We start from the raw sequence: 19,225 nt of genomic DNA, 5'->3' as shown, positions 1-19,225 counted from the left end.
TCATTTTTTTATCAATAAAACACTTAAAAACTAAGGTTTAGTTTTTAATTTTGTACCACTAATTAACTATTAAAAAATCATGAATTTAGAAAACATCGACACAGAGAAATGGCTAGAATTAGGTTTAGACTACGGACTAAAAATTCTTGGAGCTATTGTTATTTGGATTATTGGCTCTTGGGTTATTAAGAAACTCGTTAATGTAGCCCGAAAAGGTATGGAAAAGGCAGACTATGATGCTAGCCTCCAAAAGTTTTTATTAAACTTAATATCTTGGATATTAAAAATTATTTTAATTATAGTTGTACTTGGCACAATGGGTGTTGAAACCACATCCTTTGCAGCAATATTGGCTGCTGCTGGTCTAGCTATTGGCTTAGCACTACAAGGTTCTTTAGGGAATTTTGCTGGTGGTGTTTTATTAATGATATTCAAACCTATTAAAATAGGAGACTTAATAGAAGCACAAGGCGAACTTGGTGTTGTAAAGGAAATTGAAATATTTACAACCAAATTAACCGGACTTTCAAATAGAGAAATCATCATTCCTAATGGTTCTTTATCAAATGGAAATATTATTAATTATACCACCGAAGGGACACGTCGTGTAGATTTAACATTTGGTGTTGGTTACGATTCTGATATTAAAAAGACCAAAGAAGTGTTAATGAATGTTTTAACGTCACACCCTAAAGTTTTAAAAGATCCTGCTCCAACGGTAAATGTGTCTGAATTGGCAGATAGTTCTATAAACTTTGCGGTAAGACCTTGGAGTACTTCTGATGATTATTGGGATGTTTACTTCGGAATTACTGAAGATGTAAAAGAAGCACTCGATAAAGCTGGTATTGAAATTCCTTACCCACATCAAGTTGAAATTAAAAAGCAAGGGTAATTATAACATACCTACAAGGTTTTAGAAACCTTGCAGGATAAAACTATTCCAGACCTGTCAGGTTTTAAAAACCTGACAGGTCTTTTTTTATGATTTAGACTTAGGTTTTAAAGCCACAAAATCCTTCAAATAGTAAGGTTCAAAATAAGCAACATCTTCGAAATCGTTTATTTTATATTTATTAAAAGCCACTAAACCCATTTCATTAGCTGAAGGCAGTTTATTTTCAACAAAAACGGCATTAGGGTGCATAATTAGTGTTTTTGTTTTCTCAACCCCATTTCCGATAAAGTAAACTTTTCCTAACTCTAGGTAATCACTAAAAGAGGTTGCCTCTAAAATTTGTGCTTCAGTTTCTCGTATTTCATTATAATCTGAATCATAAATAGCCGAATACACTTCCATGCGTCTTGCATCTAGCATAGCTACAATAACGCCGTTATCGGTTTGAACTTGATGTGCTAAAGCCTCTAAAGTTGGTACTGATATTAAAGGCTTATCTAAAGCAAAGGACAGTCCTTTTGCTGCGGAAACCCCAATACGCAAACCCGTATAAGACCCTGGACCTTTACTAACAGCAATGGCGTCTAAAGCATCTCGACTTACATTTGCTTCATTTAAAATAGCATCTATAAAAACATGAAGCTTTTCAGCATGCGAAAAACCGTTTCTTGCATCTTCTTTTAAGACAATTGTTTTTCCATTTTTTGAAAGAGAGACAGAACAGTTTGTTGTTGCGGATTCTATGTTGAGAATATAGATACTCATTTGAATTGTAATTGGTATTAAAAACAAAACTATCGTTTTATCTTTACATTTTTACCTCTTTTTGGCTTTGATACATAAAAATATTCAGCTAATTAGTTAGAGATTTTCCCATGTAAAAATCTAAAACTTTTGTCTTAAAAACAAAATCGTACTTCGCATTGATTAATGCCGATTCCGCATTTATAAATCGAACTCTAGATTGTTCTATTTCAAAAGCATTCATGACGCCAATATTATAGCGTTCTTGAGCATTTTCGAAAGCTAATTTTTGAGATTTTAGTGATTTTTTAGCCGCTTCAAAAGCTTTAAAGGCTGCTTGGGCATCTGTAAAGGCACGTTGAATATTAGATTCTAAGTCCAGTTTAGCACGTTCTAAACCTAACTTGGCGTTTTCCTCTTGAATTCTTGATTTTGCAACTGCTGTTTTATTTTGAAATCTTGAAAAAATTGGAATACCAACATTCAAACCAAAACTATGTGCTTTTTGTTGATCTAATTGATGCAGCAAACTTTCTTCCATATCGGTAATATTGGTAAAGAAGGCATTTGTTCCAAAATTATAATTAAAACTGACGGTAGGATAGTATCCAGATTTGGAGATTTCAGTCCCTAATTGTGCATTTTCAATATTCTTTGCGGCCACTTTTATTTCATTTCTATTTTCAAGCGCATAACTTAAAATTGGAGAAATAGTATTGTAGAGTAAAGCTTCAGAGGGGTTATCTACTTCAATTATTTCAACATTGAAACCATCATAAGGCAATTGCAATAACTGGGATAGGGTCAACAACGCTAAGTTATAGTTATTCTCGGCTATGGTTACATTTTGTTCGTCTGCACTTAAAGTTGCTTCAGCATCATAAATATTAACTTTTGGTTGTACTCCTGAATCAACCAATTCTTCAACTTGATTTAATTGTTTTTCCGAGAATTGTAATTGCGCCTGTGCAGTTTCTAGACGTTCTTGATTAAATAAAATGTTTAAATATGCATTGACCACATTTAGGGAAATATCATCTTTAATACGTGCTAATTCCAGCTTACTTGTTTCAAGATTTAACTGTGATTGCTTGTGCAAATTTGTTAATCTAAATCCATCAAATATAGTTTGACTAACTCCAAAGCCTAAATTTGTAACGTTTGTTGTTCTATCGATAACAATCTGGTTGCTACCAATATCAATTCGTTGTGTACCTATTCCAACACTATGCCCGACGTTCGCTCTTGCGGAAGGTAGAAATTGCCCTTTTGCAGCAATAACATCTTGTTCATCAATAAGTAAATTATTTTCACTTTGTGCTACTGTAATATTATTTTCCAAAGCATGATTGACACACGCTTGTAATGTCCATTTTTTTTGTTGTGAAAACCCAGATAATCCAACAAGAAATAGACCTATTAAAATTTTATGTTTAACTAGTTTCATCATTCTTAATTATCGTTTTCTTCGTCTTCGTCTTCGTTATCTTTAGATGCTTTGTTCCACACTTTTATTTTATCACCCTCTTTAACGCCTTCAATAATTTCAACATTAATACCGTCAGATAATCCTAATTCAACATTTTCCTTTCTAAATTTATTCTTCTCATCCAATATTTCAACAAAAGGCTTTTCCGTAATTCTATTGTATTGCAATAACGCTTCTTTAATCGCCAGAACGCTGTCTTTATTTTCAATATCTATTTCTGCATTCGCACTATAACCCGCCCTAATATTAGTTATGGCATCAATTTTAACATCTGCTTTTATAGTAAATTGAACTGCGCCATTTTCCTCAATGCCTTTTGGTGCTACAAAGGTTAAGGTAGCAGGAAACTCTTTATCCCTTATGGCGCCTAAAATCACTTTTATCTCTTTGCCTTCTTTAAGTTTTCCAACCTCGGCTTCATCAACTTTACCTTCAAAAATCATTAAACTCATATCGGCTATAGTAGCAATGGTCGTACCTGCGTTAAAGTTGTTACTTTGTATGACCTGGTCGCCTTCACGAACTGGAATTTCTAAAATAGTACCCGGGATTTGAGCAACAATATTGGTGTTTGCAGCACTTCCGCCAGAAATAGAACCTCGTTTAATAATTTGATAATCATTTTGTGCTTGGGCCAATGATTCTTTAGCTTGATTAAAAGACAGTTCGCTATTTTCAAAATCTTGTTGAGATATGACGCCTTTTTCAAAAAGCGTTTTATTTCTATTATATAAGACTTTTGAATTCTCATAAGATAATTTTGAAGTCGCTATTCTGCTTTTAGCACTGACCAAACTTTGCTCATTAGGAACCACTCTTATCGTCGCTATTAAATCGCCTTTTTTAACGATATCGCCCTCTTCAACAAGAATTTTATCTACAATTCCAGAAATTTGTGGTTTTAATTCAATCTCTTCTTCTGGATTTAATTTACCCGTAGCTACTGCCTTTGTATTTATGGAGGTGTAAAAAGGTTCTTCAACTTTATAATCTATAATATCTTTTGAATTGGCATCTTTAAAATACTTAAGTACGAATGCCAGGAGTATTATCACAATTAATACTAAAATAATTTTTACAGTTTTGTTCATCTTTTTTTTGATTGTTTATTCTTCTCTTAATGCTTCTATGGGTTTTACGCTGGTGGCTTTAAAGGCTGGAATCAATCCGATTAAAGTCCCTAAAACAACTAATATTATCAGGGAAATAAAAACGACACCTATAGAGACAGATGCATTAACTAAAGTAGCTTCGTCACCTTGCCCGAATTTAGCATCTAAAGCTATTAAAATCCATCCGCCTGTAATGATTCCAAAAATACCTGCCACTAGTGTTAAGAAAACTGCTTCTACAACTATTTGTCTTTTTATTTCGAAAGGTGTGGCGCCCAATGCACGACGCACCCCTATTTCTTTGGTCCGCTCTTTAACTGTAATCAACAGGATATTTCCGATAGCAAAAACGCCTGCAATTAAAGTGGCGATGCCCACAAACCAAGTTAAAAACTGCATGCCTTTTAAAAAGCCCGTGAATTTGGCGAACTCTTTTCCTAAATTAAAACTCCGAAAAGCCCTGTCATCTTTGGGATGCACATCGTTAAGGTTTTTCAGCATTAATTCAGCGTCTTTTTGAATTTGTACGATATCAAATTCTGGATTTCCAGTAATCATCATAAAACCAATCTTATCACCTTGATTGTACATTCTTTGGAATGTTGTAAAAGGAATATGAATATCTTCGGAGGGTCCAAAATTAGCATCCCCAGGGTCATATAGACCTATAACCGTATAATTAATTTTATTAATTTGAATGTAAGCGCCAATAGCAATTTCATCTTTTTCGAATAACTGCTTATAGATGCTTTCTGAAATTACCGCTACTTTTTTATGGTCATCAATATCGTTCTGATTGATAAACCTGCCATGGATTAACTTCTTTTTTTGAACTCTGTCCAGCAAGGGATAATCCCCGAAAATATTGAAAGTTCCCGAAAGAAAATCTTTAGTAACCATTGCTGGATTCATGTTTCTAGGTACTACAAACTCAATACCTTCTACATTTTCTTCTACTTTTTTAATATCGGGAATTGTTAATTGAATACGTCTTCCCTCTTGAAAACCCTTAAAAGGTTTGTTTGTAACATTCCCCATAAAGAACACGCTGTTTGTTGCAAAATCCCCAAATAACCGATTAAAGGCATTTTCTAAACCTCTTGCAGAACCCAATAAACCAATCAATAATAATATGCCCCACCACACACCAACCATTGTTAAAATAGACCTGAGCTTATTTTTGCTAAAGCTATCTATAACTTCTTGCCAAGTATCTCTATCGAATAAAAATCTAAACATAATTAGTCGTTTCTTAAGGCTATGATAGGTTTGATTTTTGATGCTTTTTTTGCTGGCAAATAGCCTGCAATGGCGCCCGCTAAAATTAAAGTAATGGTTGCGCCTATTACTAAACGGTTACTAACTCCAGGATCTGTTATAAAATAATCCTTTAAACTGGGCCCAACCCATTCCAACACGCCTACTCCTATTAACAAACCAACATATCCAGCAATGGCGGTAATTAATACAGATTCAACAAGAATAATAGAAACTATAGATTTTGGAGATGCACCTAAAGCTTTTCTAATACCAATTTCCTTGGTGCGCTCTTTTACGATAAAAATCATAATATTACTAACCCCAACAATACCGGCTATTAAAGTTCCAAAGCCTATCACTAAAATGATAAGTGTTAGACCAGAAGTTAACATGTCAACTTGCTTAGTGCCTTGCGCCATATTATGAACACGTATTGCTCTTTGGTCACTTCGTGCTACCGAGAAACGCTCTTTCAAACTTTTTGTAATTAAAGTCCCAAAAGAAAGTGCTTGGTCATTGTTCATTTCTGGATTATAGGTTAAGTGCATAAAATCGATAAAATCGTTATTTCCATATACCTGCTGTGCTGTGGTAATTGGGATGTAAATAACCCGTTCTTCATTGTCGCCTTCATCATCTGTAAAAACGCCCACAACCTTATATGGGATTCCGCTTAAATTGATATACTTACCAACGGCATCTACTTTTCGAAACAATTGGTCGTTAACAATTCTGCCAATAACAGCAACTTTTGTTTTATGTTTTAAATCGTTTTGATTGATGTAACGCCCTTCTCTTACCTTATTGTTTTCAATAAACATGTATTCTGGATGAACGGCTCTAAGCTGGTAACTGTTTTTTTCGTTCTTAAAAGAGGCGACTACATTTCTATTGACTTTAGAGGTGATGTATTGCACTTTATCGCCAAACTTATCCAGTACAAAATCATGGTCTTCATTTTTAAACTGTATTCTTCTACCGGCTTGAAGCCCTTTATGTGCTTTGGTTGTTCTACCTGGAAAAATAACTATAGAATTATTGGCGTCGGTTCCAAAAGCTTCCTTAAAGGTGTTTTCTAAACCATTGGCAATTCCGAAAAGTATCGTAAATAATAAAATGGCAAACGCTACCGTAAAACCAGATAATAAACTCCGGGTTCTATTTTTATTGATACTTTGAAATATTTCCCGCCAAAGGTCTATATCAAACATGCTGGCCCGCTCTAACTTGAGTTACTATTTTATCTTCCATGATAACGCCGTCCCGCAAACGTACAATACGCTTGCACATATTGGCGATATCTCTTTCATGGGTAACCATCAAAATGGTTTTACCTTCATCATTTAATTGTTGGATAAATTCCATGATTTCGTAAGAAGTTGTGGTATCTAAAGCTCCGGTAGGCTCATCGGCCAGTAATAACTTAGGATTTGCCGCAAGAGCTCTAGCAATGGCAACACGTTGTTTTTGACCACCAGACAATTCTTTAGGTAAATGATGTGCCCAATCTGCCAGCCCCACTTTTTCAAGATAAAACATGCCCAACTCCTGACGTTTTTTTCGCTTTAAGCCCTGATAGTACAAAGGAAGTGCTACGTTTTCCAAAGCATTTTTATAATTAATCAAATTGAAGGATTGAAAAATAAATCCTAAAAATTTATTTCTATAAACAGCAGCTTTCTTTTCGGTCAAATTATCAATAGGTAAGCCATCAAGGATATATTCCCCAGAATCGGCAACGTCTAACATCCCTATGATATTCAATAAGGTAGATTTACCAGAACCTGAAGACCCCATAATGGCAACCATTTCGCCCGCTTCAACAGATAGATCTATGCCTTTTAAAACATGTAAACTAGTTTCCCCAATTCTATAAGATTTGTGTAATGCGCTTATTTTTAGCATCTTTTGATTGATTAATGAAGTGGTTTATAATAAGACTAACAGTGCAAAGAAATGTTACACTTTATGTTTAAAAAAACTTTTATTACTTTTTTAACTTAAAATGATGAGTAAAACTTTTACTTACTTTTCGAATAATACTTACGGTAAATAAAATAGCCGATGCCAGCTACAAGAATATAAGGAATTGCCATTAAATACACAATGCCGTTATTGATGCCTTCCGCTGTAGCCTGCCCTTCTTCACTTTCCAATACCGCGCGACACATGGCGCATTGGGCGTTACCCTTTAGAAAAAAGAGGATAGAGAAAAGAAAAAAGATAATTTTTTGCTTCATGTTTAAATTTCAATGATCCACTATTCAGCGGGATTAATTCAACCAACTACTTTTCATGCGCTCTTCGAGCTTTGAAAAGTAGGGCGAAATTATAATATTTAGATCCCGCCCTTCAGCGGGATTAATTCAACCAACTACTTTTCATGCGCTCTTCGAGCTTTGAAAAGTAGGGCGAAATTATAATATTTAGATCCCGCCCTTCAGCGGGATTAATTCAACCAACTACTTTTCATGCGCTCTTCGAGCTTTGAAAAGTAGGGTTTCATTAATAATAAGGCGAAATCATAATAAAAACAACAACTCCCGTAACTGCAACATACAGCCATAACGGAAATGTTATTTTGGCAATTTTTTTATGCTTTTCTATGTTATTGGTTATGGCTCTCACATAGGTTATCAATACGAACGGAATCACAGCTATCGACAATATAATATGCGTTAATAACACAAAGTAATATAGAAAACTGTAACTGCCTTCATAACTTGTTGAATCGCTCGTCATATGATATGCAATGTACAGCAGTAAAAACAATACGGAAAGTCCTATCGCAAATTTCATTAAACCCTCATGCAATTTTATTTTTTTATTCTGAATAGCAATAAAAGCAAGTACAAGTACAAATGCAGTGGTAGCATTAATAGATGCATAAATAGGTGGTAAAAAAACTGGTAATTCTGCATCTATTTTAATCCCAAAAAGTGCAGCAACTACCAACGGTATTGCTATTGATAAAACAACAATTAGTTTGTTGTATTTTTTCTCGTTTAAAAGTTGATTTTGGTTATTCATTTTAATAATTCTTAATTTTGGAATGAGATTCTGAAATAAATTCAGAATGACAAAAACTACTCATTAAGTAATTTTTTAATATCCTGTTTTAAGGCACTTATTTGCTCTTTTACACCGTCATCATCCTTTTGTTCTTCCTCTGAAATAATCCCTCTGTAATATATTATCGGATTTCCATGTTCATCTTTTCTTGAGCGGATAAATCCGTTTTTATCAATCAACGCAAAGTTTCCGGAATGTTCAAAACCACCTTCCACATCTGGATTTTCAGCAGCATAAATATAAAACCCTTCGTTCGCCAATTTATAAATTGCATCTTTATCTCCAGTCATTAAATGCCAATTAGGATTTGTAACTCCATAGTTTTCGGCATAGGTTTTTAAAACTTCTGGTGTATCGGTTTCTGGATTAATAGTGAATGATGCCACTCCAAAATCCTCAAAATCCTTAAAGGTATTTTGAATTTGAATTAAATTGGAATTCATTCTTGGGCAAATAGTAGGGCAGCTTGTAAAAAAGAATTCTATAACATAAACTTTCCCTTCGTAATCTTTATTTGTGATTTGTTTTCCATCTTGATTTGTAAAACTAAATTCTGGAACTTTTCTTTTTTGGCCGTTATTCTCAATAAAAACCAAATCGGAAAGCCTCGTCTTTTCAATTGCCGCTTTTTGATCACTTCTACTTTCTTGTCGAGAAATATCGCCATCACTTATTCTATCCACTATTTTTGGAACAAACAATATTCCAAAAACTAAAATGATAAATGCAATGCCTATGTATGAATAATTAGTTTTTTTGTTCATTTAAATATGTTTTATCGCCACCCAAAAATCCCTTGGAAATATTTTTTTTATTAGACCTGTCAGGTTTTTAAAACCTGACAGGTCTTTTTAATTTATTTGGCTTTTAAATCATCCGCCCTTCTTACATCAGAATTAAAATCTCCCTTTCGTTTTTGTCTGTATTCTGTAAATAACACACGTAAATCTTCCGAAGCCAATTTGTTTTTTAATTCGGCTACTTCAATACAACTGTAAAAATTCATATCGTAAACAGGACTATTTTTTCCTTTTTCATTGTCCGCTCTAGCATCAATTCTACCTCGCTGATTTAAATCGGTGTCTATAACAAAAATCTTATCGGTCGATAGGTTAGCATCCAAACTAAAATCGGTTTTCAAACTGCGAAATGTATTTTGAATATCCTCTGCTTCCAAATGCACAAAATGCCAAAACCTTAAATCTTCGTAGGATGCAATTTCTTGAAATAACTCTTTTGCTTCTGCTTTGGCATCTTTCGTCACCAATACCACAATTTGAAATTTTTTAAACCCCTTAAACTTATCGTAAACAATCTCTTTGAGGTTTAAGGCTTCAATGGAGCGTTCCATAGGGTGCTTACCAAAAAAAGCCAATACCGTTAAATGCTCTTTTAATTTTACATCTGCATCATACTCGGGAAGAATATCTGTAACATCAGATTTTACAATATCCAAAGTCTCATAATTTTCAGAAGATATAGACATGATGAACACAAACACTACGGGTAGAAAAAACAAAATCCCTAATATTAAATTCTTTTTTGTGGTCTTCTTGTCCATTTTGCAAAAATAAAAAAGGTGGTTATAAAAACCACCTTAATTGTATATTTTTAACACTAATTTTTTATGATTATCCCATGAAAATACGGGATCAATTCAACTTGCTATTTTAATGCGCTACTCTGTAGCTTTCAAAAATAGAGTTTCATTAGAAATCCTTTTTTATATACCCACTGTCATAGACATCAAATACATAACCCCCTTCTTGCAATAAGATGAAAATTAAGTATATAATCAAGAAAATAGCGGTCCAGACCACCATACGCCTTAAAGCTTTTGTTTCATCACGCATGTGCATAAAATCCCAAGTAATATAGTATGCCTTTACAACGGTTAAAATAATGAAGATCCAGTTTAAAAGCTTCATGCCTAAAAACGACCCCATTAAAGCTTCTGGTTTAAGGATACCTAAAGCAACCTCAATCACAGTAACTATGGTTAGGAAAACCAAAACGCCCCAAATTTTTTGCGTGTTGGATTTAAACTTAACTAAACCTTGAAATATTGCTAATTTATGTTCGTGTGCCATTTTATGTGTTTTAGACCCCGATAGCATCAGGATGAAAATATATTTTTAATTGATTTCCTTCTCTGTCTGCCGGTAAGCAGGTTCAAGGAAATGACATTTTAACTGTTGTTTATTTCCGCCTTCGCGGAAATGACTTTATTTATTAAACCAGATAAAAGAATGTAAATACAAATACCCAAACTAAATCTACAAAGTGCCAGTATAAACCAACTTTCTCAACCATTTCGTAACTTTTACGTCTTTCGTAAGTTCCTAGAACAACGTTGAAGAAAATGATAATATTGATAACTACACCTGAAAATACGTGAAATCCGTGAAATCCTGTGATAAAGAAAAAGAAATCAGCAAACAACGGCGAACCATATTCGTTCACATGAAGATTTGCACCTTCAACAACCAATTTACCGTTTTTCATGATTTGATTCATCGATTCGCCTCTAGACAAAACCGTTTTTTCGCCTTCATCATTTATAAATTGAGTTCTTACTAAAATGTTTTTGTTAGCCTGTAACCCGTGAATCACTTCATCTACTGTATAATTTGGAAGCGTACCTTCATCAACAAACCAAAGTCCATTTTTTCTTTCGTGCACAACACGTTCTCCATGTCCGTTTGCCGCAAAATCTCTTACAGCCACTCTTTTAAATACCTGTTCTCCATCTTCTTCAACGTATTCTCCAAACTGTAAAATGTTACCACCTTTTGTTTGTACAGCGCCATAATCTCCTTTAATGAATGTGTTCCATTCCCAAGCTTGAGATCCTACAAATATTAAACCACCAATAATGGTTAAAAACATATAGAGTGTTACTTTGGCTTTATCCAAATGATGTCCAGCATCAACGGCAAGTACCATTGTTACAGACGACATAATAAGCACAAACGTCATAAATGCCACGTAATACATAGGCGCATCTACACCGTGTAAAAACGGAAAGTGCGTAAACACCTCATCGGCAATTGGCCATGCATCAATAAATTTGAATCTTGAAAATCCGTAAGCTGCTAAAAATCCTGAGAAAGTTAAAGCATCGGAAACAATGAAAAACCACATCATCATTTTACCGTAACTCGCTTGTAAAGGTTGGTTTCCTCCACCCCAAGTTTTGCCTTCTGCTACTGCTGTACTCATATATTTTGGTTAGTATACCATTTAGGTTGTTCTACAAAACAAGCTAAACCAGTATTGTTAAAAGTTGCACAAAAATAATCAATTTATTTATCTAATAAAAAATACCGCTTTAAAAATTAAAAACATGAAATTTATCATCGTTAAAAATGGTTTGGCCGTTACTTTTCGCTCATAGCTACTCCCGACATTTCGGGATTAAAAACCTTGTGGGATCACAAAAAGTCGGGCTTTCATACTACTCTCCCGATGATTATCGGGATCAAGACATGCCGTTCAACCCCTAACGCATGCATCCTCCAAAACCCCTGTAAAACAAGCAATTAAAAGCTTGTTTTGTTAATCATTACCTCACAAAATATAAAAACAAAAAGAGGTAAACCCAAAGTATATCTATAAAATGCCAAAAGGTTGCTGCCAATTCCAGACCCAACATATTCCCTGAACTATACTTTTGTTTAAAATGATTATAAATTACAACCAACAGGCAAATTAAGCCAACAGCAACGTGTAAAATATGCACAACAGCTATTAAATAGATGTAAGACATGGTCACATTACTCGTTGGTCCGGTAAAATTATAACCTAAATCTATAATTTGTTGAAATCCAGAAAACTGACTCAGAATAAATATAACTCCCAAAATAAGCGTGATAAACAACCAAAGCGATGTTGCTTTGTGCTGTCCGTTTTTTAAAGCTTTTTTGGCTAATATGAAGGAGATACTGCTTAAAATAATTACGACAGTACTGACAATAAACCCATTTGGCAACACAAAATCTTTCAACCAATCTGGTCGAGAACTACTTACCATAAAAGCACTTGTCCATCCTGCGAAAGACATGATTAAAGAGGCAATCCCAAACCAAAGCATCATTTTTTTGGCTCTGCTATTCTTTTCTTGCGGTGTACCTTGAGTTAAATCCATTCTAACTTAAAAATTTATCAATAACGTAAACTATTTGTACTAGCGAAATGTAAGACACACTTACTATCATCAGCTGTCTTGCCGCTTTTTCGGTCATCAATTTAAACAATCGAACAGCGGAATACAACATCCATAATCCAAGAAGAAAAACTACAATTGCTGCAATAATAGACAGGTGTAAGCGTCCTGTAAAACCAAAGGCAGGAATAATAGAAACCACCAAAGTCCATATGGAATACATGATAATTTGTACCGCTGTACCCTTATCTTGCTTTCCAGTAGGCAACATAAAGAAACCACCTCTTTTATAATCTTCGTATAAAAACCAACCAATCGCCCAAAAATGAGGAAATTGCCAAAAGAATTGTAATGCGAACAAAGTACCTGGTTCTATACCAAAATCATCCGTTGCAGCCACCCAACCCAACATAAACGGAATAGCGCCAGGGATGGCACCTACAAAAACAGACAATGGCGTTTTTGTTTTTAGCGGTGTATAGACACAGGTGTATAAAAATATAGAAATCGCACCAAACATAGCAGTTTGCTTGTTGATGGAGTATAAAATAATAATCCCTAAAACCGTAAAAATTGAAGCAATAATGAATGCTGTAGTTACCGACATGCGTCCCGCAGGAATTGGTCGGTTTTTAGTACGGTTCATCAACGCATCTAAATCTTTTTCAATAATTTGATTGAAAGCATTAGAAGCGCCCACCATAAAATAACCGCCAAAAGCTAGTAAAATCAAGGTCTTATAATCTACAGTTTCAACACCCAACAAATAACCAGCAAGCGAAGAAAACACCACACTCAATGCCAGACGCATTTTAGTGATTTCCTTAAAATCTGAAATCACAGAAGGGGTTGTTAATGAAGATTTTGTAGTGCCCAAAGTTAATGTGCTTTACCGCTTTTTTATGCGAGTGCAAAGATAGGTCTTAAAACCAAATAAACTTCAAAATGATGAAATAAATTCGCTTCGAAATACTGTGTGAAGTATGTTTCTCAAAGTCGGGAGACTTTGTGGATCGGGGAACTCATGCGCAACAGTTTCCCTCCTACTAAGGAGGGATTAAGGGAGGTGTGAGTTTATTTCTTTAATTCTATAACTAATTTAAAAGCTGTAAAATCTTTAGATTTTTAAAAAAATCCGGGATAATTCTTGATCCCGAAACTTCGGGACGTGTCTTAAAATTTCAATATCTTTAACACACATCATCCTTAACATTAACTATTTATGAAACTCATAAAATTTTTCACGGTTCTATTTTTCTTGCTAATCAGTCTTACAAATTGTGCCCAAGGACGGTTTGATAAAGTCACTATTGAAACCATTAAATTGACTAAAAACACATATATGCTTGTGGGTGCTGGCGGAAATATTGGTGTTTCTATTGGGGAAGATGGCGTTTTAGTCATCGATACGCAATTTGCACCATTAACACCTAAGATTTTGGAAGCTATCAAAGAATTAAGTGATAAACCGATAAAAACAGTTATGAACACGCATCATCATGGCGACCATACAGGAGGCAACGAAAACCTTGGGAACTTAGGCGCCACCATTATGGCACACGATAACGTAAAAAAACGCCTTAAAGAAAAAAGTCCCGAAGTTGCTTTACCTGTTATTACGTTTAGTGATAAATTAAGTGTTCAAGTAAACGGAGAAGACCTTTTGGTTTTTCATATTGATAATGCACATACCGATGGCGATGCTTTACTCTATTTTACAGAAAGTAATGTATTGCACACAGGCGACACCTTTTTTAACAGACGCTATCCTTACATCGATTTAAATTCTGGAGGAAGTGTAGATGGTTACATCAATGCCGTTAAAGCAGGTCTGATGTTAATTGATGATAACACCAAAATTATTCCCGGACACGGAAATTTAGCCAACAAAAGCGATTATGAAACGTTTTTAAAAATGTTAGAAACAGTAAAAGCTACTATTTTGGCTGAAATAAAAAAGGGTAAAACTGAAGATGAAGTTGCTTCTAATGATACAATTACTAAAGAATATGATGATATGGATTATGGGTGTTGTTTTGTTTCGTCGGAAAAGATGCGACGGACCTTTTATAGGAGTTTGAAAAGAAAATAATTTAAATGAATAAGGCTGCCTTAAAAGTTTCGTTATTTTGAGACAGCCTTAGTTATAAATTTACCCTACAAAATTATTTTTCAATAATAATTCTATGTACCTCCACATTTTCGTTTGATGTTATTTCCAGATAATACATGCCTTCCTTAAGACGAGATACATTTATATTTTTTAAGCTACCTCGTTTCTTTTCTAGTATTACATTACCCGAAAAACCATAAACTCTTAAACTGGTAATAGCATTCTTTTGATTCGCTAAAGCATATGACTTTTCTTTTGTGTTTTTTGAAATATTTATCTCAGAAGAAGATGGATTTGGATACACAGCAAATCTATATTCTTCTCCGCCACCACCACTATTGCTGCAATCTACATATTCAACCTCAAAACCTGCCCAATCTGAAGTCCCACAAGCATCTGTCATTCTAGCCTCGAAAAGATACCATCCTGGACTTGGAGTGTAATAAACTGTTCCCGAAGAACTACTAGTTACAGTTGATGTATATACTACATTTAAATTTGGATACTTTAATAACCTATATTGATATAAATTCCCAGATATATTAGGATAAATTTCATAAGTGTTTCCGTAATTGCTGGAACAAAAATAGCCTTCTTCATAAATACCATTTTCAAAATACACATTATCTACATTAGGAGTGCCAACCGCTAAGTTCTTCTGCATTTGGTTTCCATTACTAAAAGTTGCCTTTATCCAGCCATTACCTCCGGCATTAGGAGATTTCAAGTCTACAGTAATTGAATTATTATCACTATTAACAATCTCTAAATTGTATGACACATCCCAATTTTGTACAGTACTAGGAGTAGAACAATTTTGAAATGTATAAGTTTCGGCACTACAAACCTTGCTTGATCCCGTCAATTTAGCAGCATTAACAGGAAAATATGGATCTTGAGGATTTTTATTCAATTCCTCAAGTAACCAATCAACACTTTCCTCAGTAAATGAAGTATGCGATTCATTTACGTCAGGTCCAAAATAACTATCAAATGGGATTTCGTTAGTACATACTAAATTCTGGTTTAATGCGTCACTCCAATCAAAATCAGGATTTTTAAAACCTAAAGCGCTTACTGTAGGGATAAACGAACTTACATGCTCTAAATCTTTAACAATCCATCTATCGATAGTAATAGTCCAATTTAACAAGCCAAATATAGTTTGTGAGGGCGACTCACCTATGACTGAATGTGCCAGTTCTCTTTGGGTAGGAAACCATCCTCCAGAAATATTATCCATATTTCCCCTTGAATTTACATTAGTTACATAGCGATGGTAATAATTCCAGCCACCAAACTTCTTCGTCTTGAAATAAGCTGATTTATGACGCGCACCAAAAGTTGGCATAAAATAAGATTCTAAGGTAGCTAAATGAAGATCTAGAACATCTTCATTTCCTTCAATTTTTAAGGCTTTTGCGGTACTGTATGCAAAATTATCATCAAACGTTGACCCACTAAGGTTCGTACCTAAATTGGTGTAAGGATTCTTATAAGCCCTACTACCAGATAACGAACCATTAACTATAGCCACTTTACGCAGATTTTGTGGATATCCTTTGCTATTAGCCAGACCATTTGAAAACAAATTATCATAAAATTGTGTAAAAAATGGATGGCCTCTAGTTTCGGAGAACCCTTGGGATATGGTTCTGCCATCCATATAATCTTGATTAAGATCCTCTAAGGGAATAAGCCCAACAGGAGGTATATTAATATAATTTAACTTGTGTTGTTCTATCAATTGTTGTTTCGCAGCAACTGAGCCTAACCATTTATCAACAAAATCTATAGCACCTACGCTACCTGTTTGGTCTTTAAGAACATTTAAAAGTGCTTGCACACCAATAGGGATATTTGCACCTAAATGTGGGCTATCTATACTTACCCAAAGCCGTGTATTATGAGGTATATTATGTTTTTCCATATACGCCAAGGCATAACGGCTTATCTGCCCACCCATACTGGGACCAACTATAACAAGTTCTTCATTGCTACCATTACCAGCCACACTACTATTTAAACGTTGATAAAGTGCAATATGGGTCATGGCATTGCGTTCTATATAATCGGCACCACCATCTATAGTTTTTGTACCTCTTTCATAAGTAGGATGATTTACAATAACGACATCATAGCCTAAGTCTCGCAATATTGGAATTATGTCTTGTCTGACTCCTGCGATATCATAATAAATCATCATTTCTTCAATAGAATTATGCTCATCAGCTGGTTTTGGCGAGTCCTCATCCTGTATTTTACGCGCATCTCCAGGATCGAAACCGTCTATAATAATGATAGGTTTTAATAATGTTGGTTGGGTATTACCATTATTGGTATGGTAGAATATGCGATAATCTAATTCGCCATAAACTGGAGATGTTTCATCATAGCCTTGAAACGGAATGGTAGATACAAATCCCTGTACATCCTCAACTAAAGGATCCATCATTCTATGCTTGGTTGTATTGGATAATTTTACATGTAATTTACCATAAGTGGTTTTTACTGTTCCATCTTTATAAATGGCAGTAAACTTTAAGGTTTTATAACCTGGTTCCTTGTAAGTAATAGGTAGTTTAATCTGTTTATACCCACCTTTGCTGTAAATTACGTAGTTACTATAAGTATCAAAATTAGCTGTAATAGACGTGATTTCGTTTTCACTATCTTCAAACCATAAATCTGGGTTAAACATATAATTAATTGTGCTACCTACGGCATAATCCAATAATGGTGAAACCACCAGTACATCGTGTTCTAAAAAAACGGGGTTTTCGTTTATTCTAGTTATTTGGTTATTTTCAAAATGTAAGGCGCCAAGAGACTCGTTTATCCTGTTATAGTTAAGGCTTTGCAGTTTTACATGTAAAACACCAATATTTACAGTATTTAAATCTTCCTTACCTTTGTAATCTCTACGGGCATCCTTATATGATTTGAATCTAGTTGTATTAGAAGACTTGTAAAGTTCCTGTAAGGCTTGTTCAAAATACCCTAAGTTAGAAGTATTTTTATCCTTGGAATTAAAATGCGTTAAATTAGCAATAGGTGTTGTACGGTCATATAAAAAAGAAGACGTAAGTTTGGTTTTATCTATATGTACCAACATACTATCTATATTAGGCTGTAAGATGTCGCTTTTAGTTTGACCAAAACCAAAATTTATAAACATAAATACTAGAATTGAAGTAATTAAATTTTTCATAATTTTAAAGTATTAATAAGTGAAACATGTTGTTAAAGGTTTTATTTGTTAATTGGGTGCTATTGGCGTAGCACCCTTTTTAGTTTAAGGAAAACTGGGGATGGCATCCCATTTAATATCGAAACGTCCTTGGGTAATTTCAATGATTTCATTGGGGTCATCTCTGTTCTGAGCGGTACATTCAAATGTTCCAGAAACAATTCGGTTTTTAAAATCGTATCGATTAATATTAAGTGTGCCACTATTTTCCATAGAACAATACCATTTATAAACCTGTAAATTTTCATCCCACCATCTACAACGGATATTTACATTTTGGTTAGCATCTACATTATCTTCACAGTTACTTTCATTAATAACATAAGAACCTTCCCCTATAGCATGAAGATTATGGATGTGTATGTCCATAAGACCTCCCGTTCCGCTTTTAAAATCGTGAACTTTAATTTCATTGTAGTCATAATTAGGTGCTATTCCAAGCCCAGTATAACTCATTCCAGAATCTGGTAAATTAAAAGTGCCCGTACCATCACGAGGTGTTAACAGCTTACCATCTATGTAGCAGCCAAAGGTATTTGCGCCCGTTTGGGTTATGGGCGGTAATGTAGGCGTAAAACCGTTGTCTTTCTCACTACAACATTGTAGTAATAATAGACTTAAAATTAAGAGTGTTGTTTTCATAGTGTTCTTTTTAAATTAATATAATAAATAATACTGCTTTAGTTGAGAGATGTTATAGGTTTAAAAATGCAGTAGTGAGATTTGCATTCTAAATTTAAACCTAAAGCAGGAATGTTGTTTTAAATAATGTGGTAAATATATGTCAGAAAAAACACTAGAAACATGATAAATATCAGTTTCTAATGTTTTTTTTAAATATTTAAAATGGAGTAAACAATGGGCAAAACTAAAGATGAAGTTGCTTATAACGCTTCAATTGCTAAACCCTATGATGATATGGATTATGGGTGTTGTTTTATTTCTTCAGAAAAAATGAAGAGGACTTTTTATATGAGTTTGAAGGAGGAATTGGAGCAGTATTCATAGCTCAAAGTCGGGAGACTTTGCGGAGCGGGAAGCTGTTTTTTAAAAATATAAATGGGAAGAGATTCCTGCTTGCGCAGGAATAAAAATAAAGTGAGATACTGAAACAAGTTCAGC

At 34.3% G+C, this 19,225-nt stretch carries 19 protein-coding genes; 3 read left to right on the top strand and 16 right to left on the bottom strand.

All coding sequences use genetic code 11. The features are described 5' to 3' along the window. The first annotated feature begins 79 nt into the window (after positions 1 to 79). The gene (locus ABXQ82_RS07430; RefSeq protein WP_367057181.1) at positions 80 to 895 is read left to right on the top strand and encodes a mechanosensitive ion channel domain-containing protein; all 816 of its coding nucleotides are present in this window, start codon (positions 80 to 82) and stop codon (positions 893 to 895) included. Between the two features lie 87 nt (positions 896 to 982). On the opposite strand, the gene tsaB is transcribed toward ABXQ82_RS07430, so the two are convergent. The 14 genes from tsaB to cyoE form a co-directional block, all read right to left on the bottom strand. Next, positions 983 to 1,663, bottom strand: a complete 681-nt coding sequence (gene tsaB / locus ABXQ82_RS07425; RefSeq protein WP_367057178.1) for a tRNA (adenosine(37)-N6)-threonylcarbamoyltransferase complex dimerization subunit type 1 TsaB — start codon at positions 1,661 to 1,663, stop codon at positions 983 to 985. Between the two features lie 88 nt (positions 1,664 to 1,751). After that, positions 1,752 to 3,092 carry a TolC family protein gene (locus tag ABXQ82_RS07420; protein ID WP_367057175.1) on the bottom strand — a complete coding sequence of 447 codons (1,341 nt, stop codon included), beginning with the start codon at positions 3,090 to 3,092 and terminating at the stop codon, positions 1,752 to 1,754. A 2-nt stretch (positions 3,093 to 3,094) separates the two neighbouring features. After that, entirely contained in the window at positions 3,095 to 4,222 is a 1,128-nt protein-coding gene (locus tag ABXQ82_RS07415; RefSeq protein WP_367057172.1) for an efflux RND transporter periplasmic adaptor subunit, read from the bottom strand. 15 nt (positions 4,223 to 4,237) lie between these two features. After that, positions 4,238 to 5,482, bottom strand: a complete 1,245-nt coding sequence (locus tag ABXQ82_RS07410) for an ABC transporter permease (protein WP_367057169.1) — start codon at positions 5,480 to 5,482, stop codon at positions 4,238 to 4,240. 2 nt (positions 5,483 to 5,484) lie between these two features. Next, a complete protein-coding gene (locus ABXQ82_RS07405; RefSeq protein WP_367057166.1) occupies positions 5,485 to 6,714 on the bottom strand; it encodes an ABC transporter permease in 1,230 nt (409 codons plus the stop codon). Then, complete coding sequence (locus ABXQ82_RS07400; RefSeq protein ID WP_367057163.1) at positions 6,707 to 7,408, bottom strand: ABC transporter ATP-binding protein; 702 nt, start codon at positions 7,406 to 7,408, stop codon at positions 6,707 to 6,709. Before ABXQ82_RS07400 ends, ABXQ82_RS07405 begins: the two co-directional genes overlap by 8 nt. A gap of 116 nt (positions 7,409 to 7,524) precedes the next feature. Beyond that, positions 7,525 to 7,743, bottom strand: a complete 219-nt coding sequence (locus tag ABXQ82_RS07395; protein WP_367057160.1) for a hypothetical protein — start codon at positions 7,741 to 7,743, stop codon at positions 7,525 to 7,527. Between the two features lie 265 nt (positions 7,744 to 8,008). Beyond that, the gene (locus ABXQ82_RS07390) at positions 8,009 to 8,533 is read right to left on the bottom strand and encodes a DUF420 domain-containing protein (RefSeq protein WP_367057157.1); all 525 of its coding nucleotides are present in this window, start codon (positions 8,531 to 8,533) and stop codon (positions 8,009 to 8,011) included. Positions 8,534 to 8,589: 56 nt separating this feature from the next. Beyond that, the gene (locus ABXQ82_RS07385) at positions 8,590 to 9,339 is read right to left on the bottom strand and encodes an SCO family protein (protein WP_367057154.1); all 750 of its coding nucleotides are present in this window, start codon (positions 9,337 to 9,339) and stop codon (positions 8,590 to 8,592) included. Positions 9,340 to 9,431: 92 nt separating this feature from the next. Beyond that, positions 9,432 to 10,136: a hypothetical protein gene (locus tag ABXQ82_RS07380; protein WP_367057151.1), complete on the bottom strand. Its 705-nt coding sequence runs from the start codon at positions 10,134 to 10,136 to the stop codon at positions 9,432 to 9,434. Positions 10,137 to 10,284: 148 nt separating this feature from the next. After that, entirely contained in the window at positions 10,285 to 10,665 is a 381-nt protein-coding gene (locus ABXQ82_RS07375; protein ID WP_367057148.1) for a cytochrome C oxidase subunit IV family protein, read from the bottom strand. Positions 10,666 to 10,807: 142 nt separating this feature from the next. Then, positions 10,808 to 11,797 (bottom strand): cytochrome c oxidase subunit 3, encoded by a 990-nt coding sequence (locus ABXQ82_RS07370; protein WP_367057145.1) that lies wholly within the window; start codon positions 11,795 to 11,797, stop codon positions 10,808 to 10,810. A gap of 343 nt (positions 11,798 to 12,140) precedes the next feature. After that, the gene (locus tag ABXQ82_RS07365) at positions 12,141 to 12,722 is read right to left on the bottom strand and encodes a cytochrome c oxidase subunit 3 (protein WP_367057142.1); all 582 of its coding nucleotides are present in this window, start codon (positions 12,720 to 12,722) and stop codon (positions 12,141 to 12,143) included. A gap of 1 nt (position 12,723) precedes the next feature. Then, complete coding sequence (gene cyoE, locus ABXQ82_RS07360; protein ID WP_367057139.1) at positions 12,724 to 13,617, bottom strand: heme o synthase; 894 nt, start codon at positions 13,615 to 13,617, stop codon at positions 12,724 to 12,726. A 345-nt stretch (positions 13,618 to 13,962) separates the two neighbouring features. On the opposite strand from cyoE, the gene ABXQ82_RS07355 reads away from it, so the two are divergent. Further along, positions 13,963 to 14,832 carry an MBL fold metallo-hydrolase gene (locus ABXQ82_RS07355; protein WP_367057136.1) on the top strand — a complete coding sequence of 290 codons (870 nt, stop codon included), beginning with the start codon at positions 13,963 to 13,965 and terminating at the stop codon, positions 14,830 to 14,832. Between the two features lie 73 nt (positions 14,833 to 14,905). Here ABXQ82_RS07355 and ABXQ82_RS07350 read toward each other — a convergent pair whose 3' ends face one another. Both ABXQ82_RS07350 and ABXQ82_RS07345 read right to left on the bottom strand, forming a co-directional pair. Further along, positions 14,906 to 18,064, bottom strand: a complete 3,159-nt coding sequence (locus ABXQ82_RS07350; RefSeq protein ID WP_367057133.1) for a T9SS type A sorting domain-containing protein — start codon at positions 18,062 to 18,064, stop codon at positions 14,906 to 14,908. Positions 18,065 to 18,148: 84 nt separating this feature from the next. After that, positions 18,149 to 18,745 (bottom strand): hypothetical protein, encoded by a 597-nt coding sequence (locus tag ABXQ82_RS07345; protein WP_367057130.1) that lies wholly within the window; start codon positions 18,743 to 18,745, stop codon positions 18,149 to 18,151. A gap of 216 nt (positions 18,746 to 18,961) precedes the next feature. On the opposite strand from ABXQ82_RS07345, the gene ABXQ82_RS07340 reads away from it, so the two are divergent. Beyond that, a complete protein-coding gene (locus tag ABXQ82_RS07340; protein ID WP_367057127.1) occupies positions 18,962 to 19,111 on the top strand; it encodes a hypothetical protein in 150 nt (49 codons plus the stop codon). Positions 19,112 to 19,225 lie beyond the last annotated feature (114 nt).

It is taken from the genome of Algibacter sp. 2305UL17-15 (assembly GCF_040720935.1).
In the GTDB taxonomy this organism is placed as follows: Bacteria; Bacteroidota; Bacteroidia; order Flavobacteriales; family Flavobacteriaceae; genus Jejuia.
The sequence above is the reverse complement of the archived record's forward strand: the minus strand, read 5'-3'. Positions and strand labels throughout refer to the sequence as shown.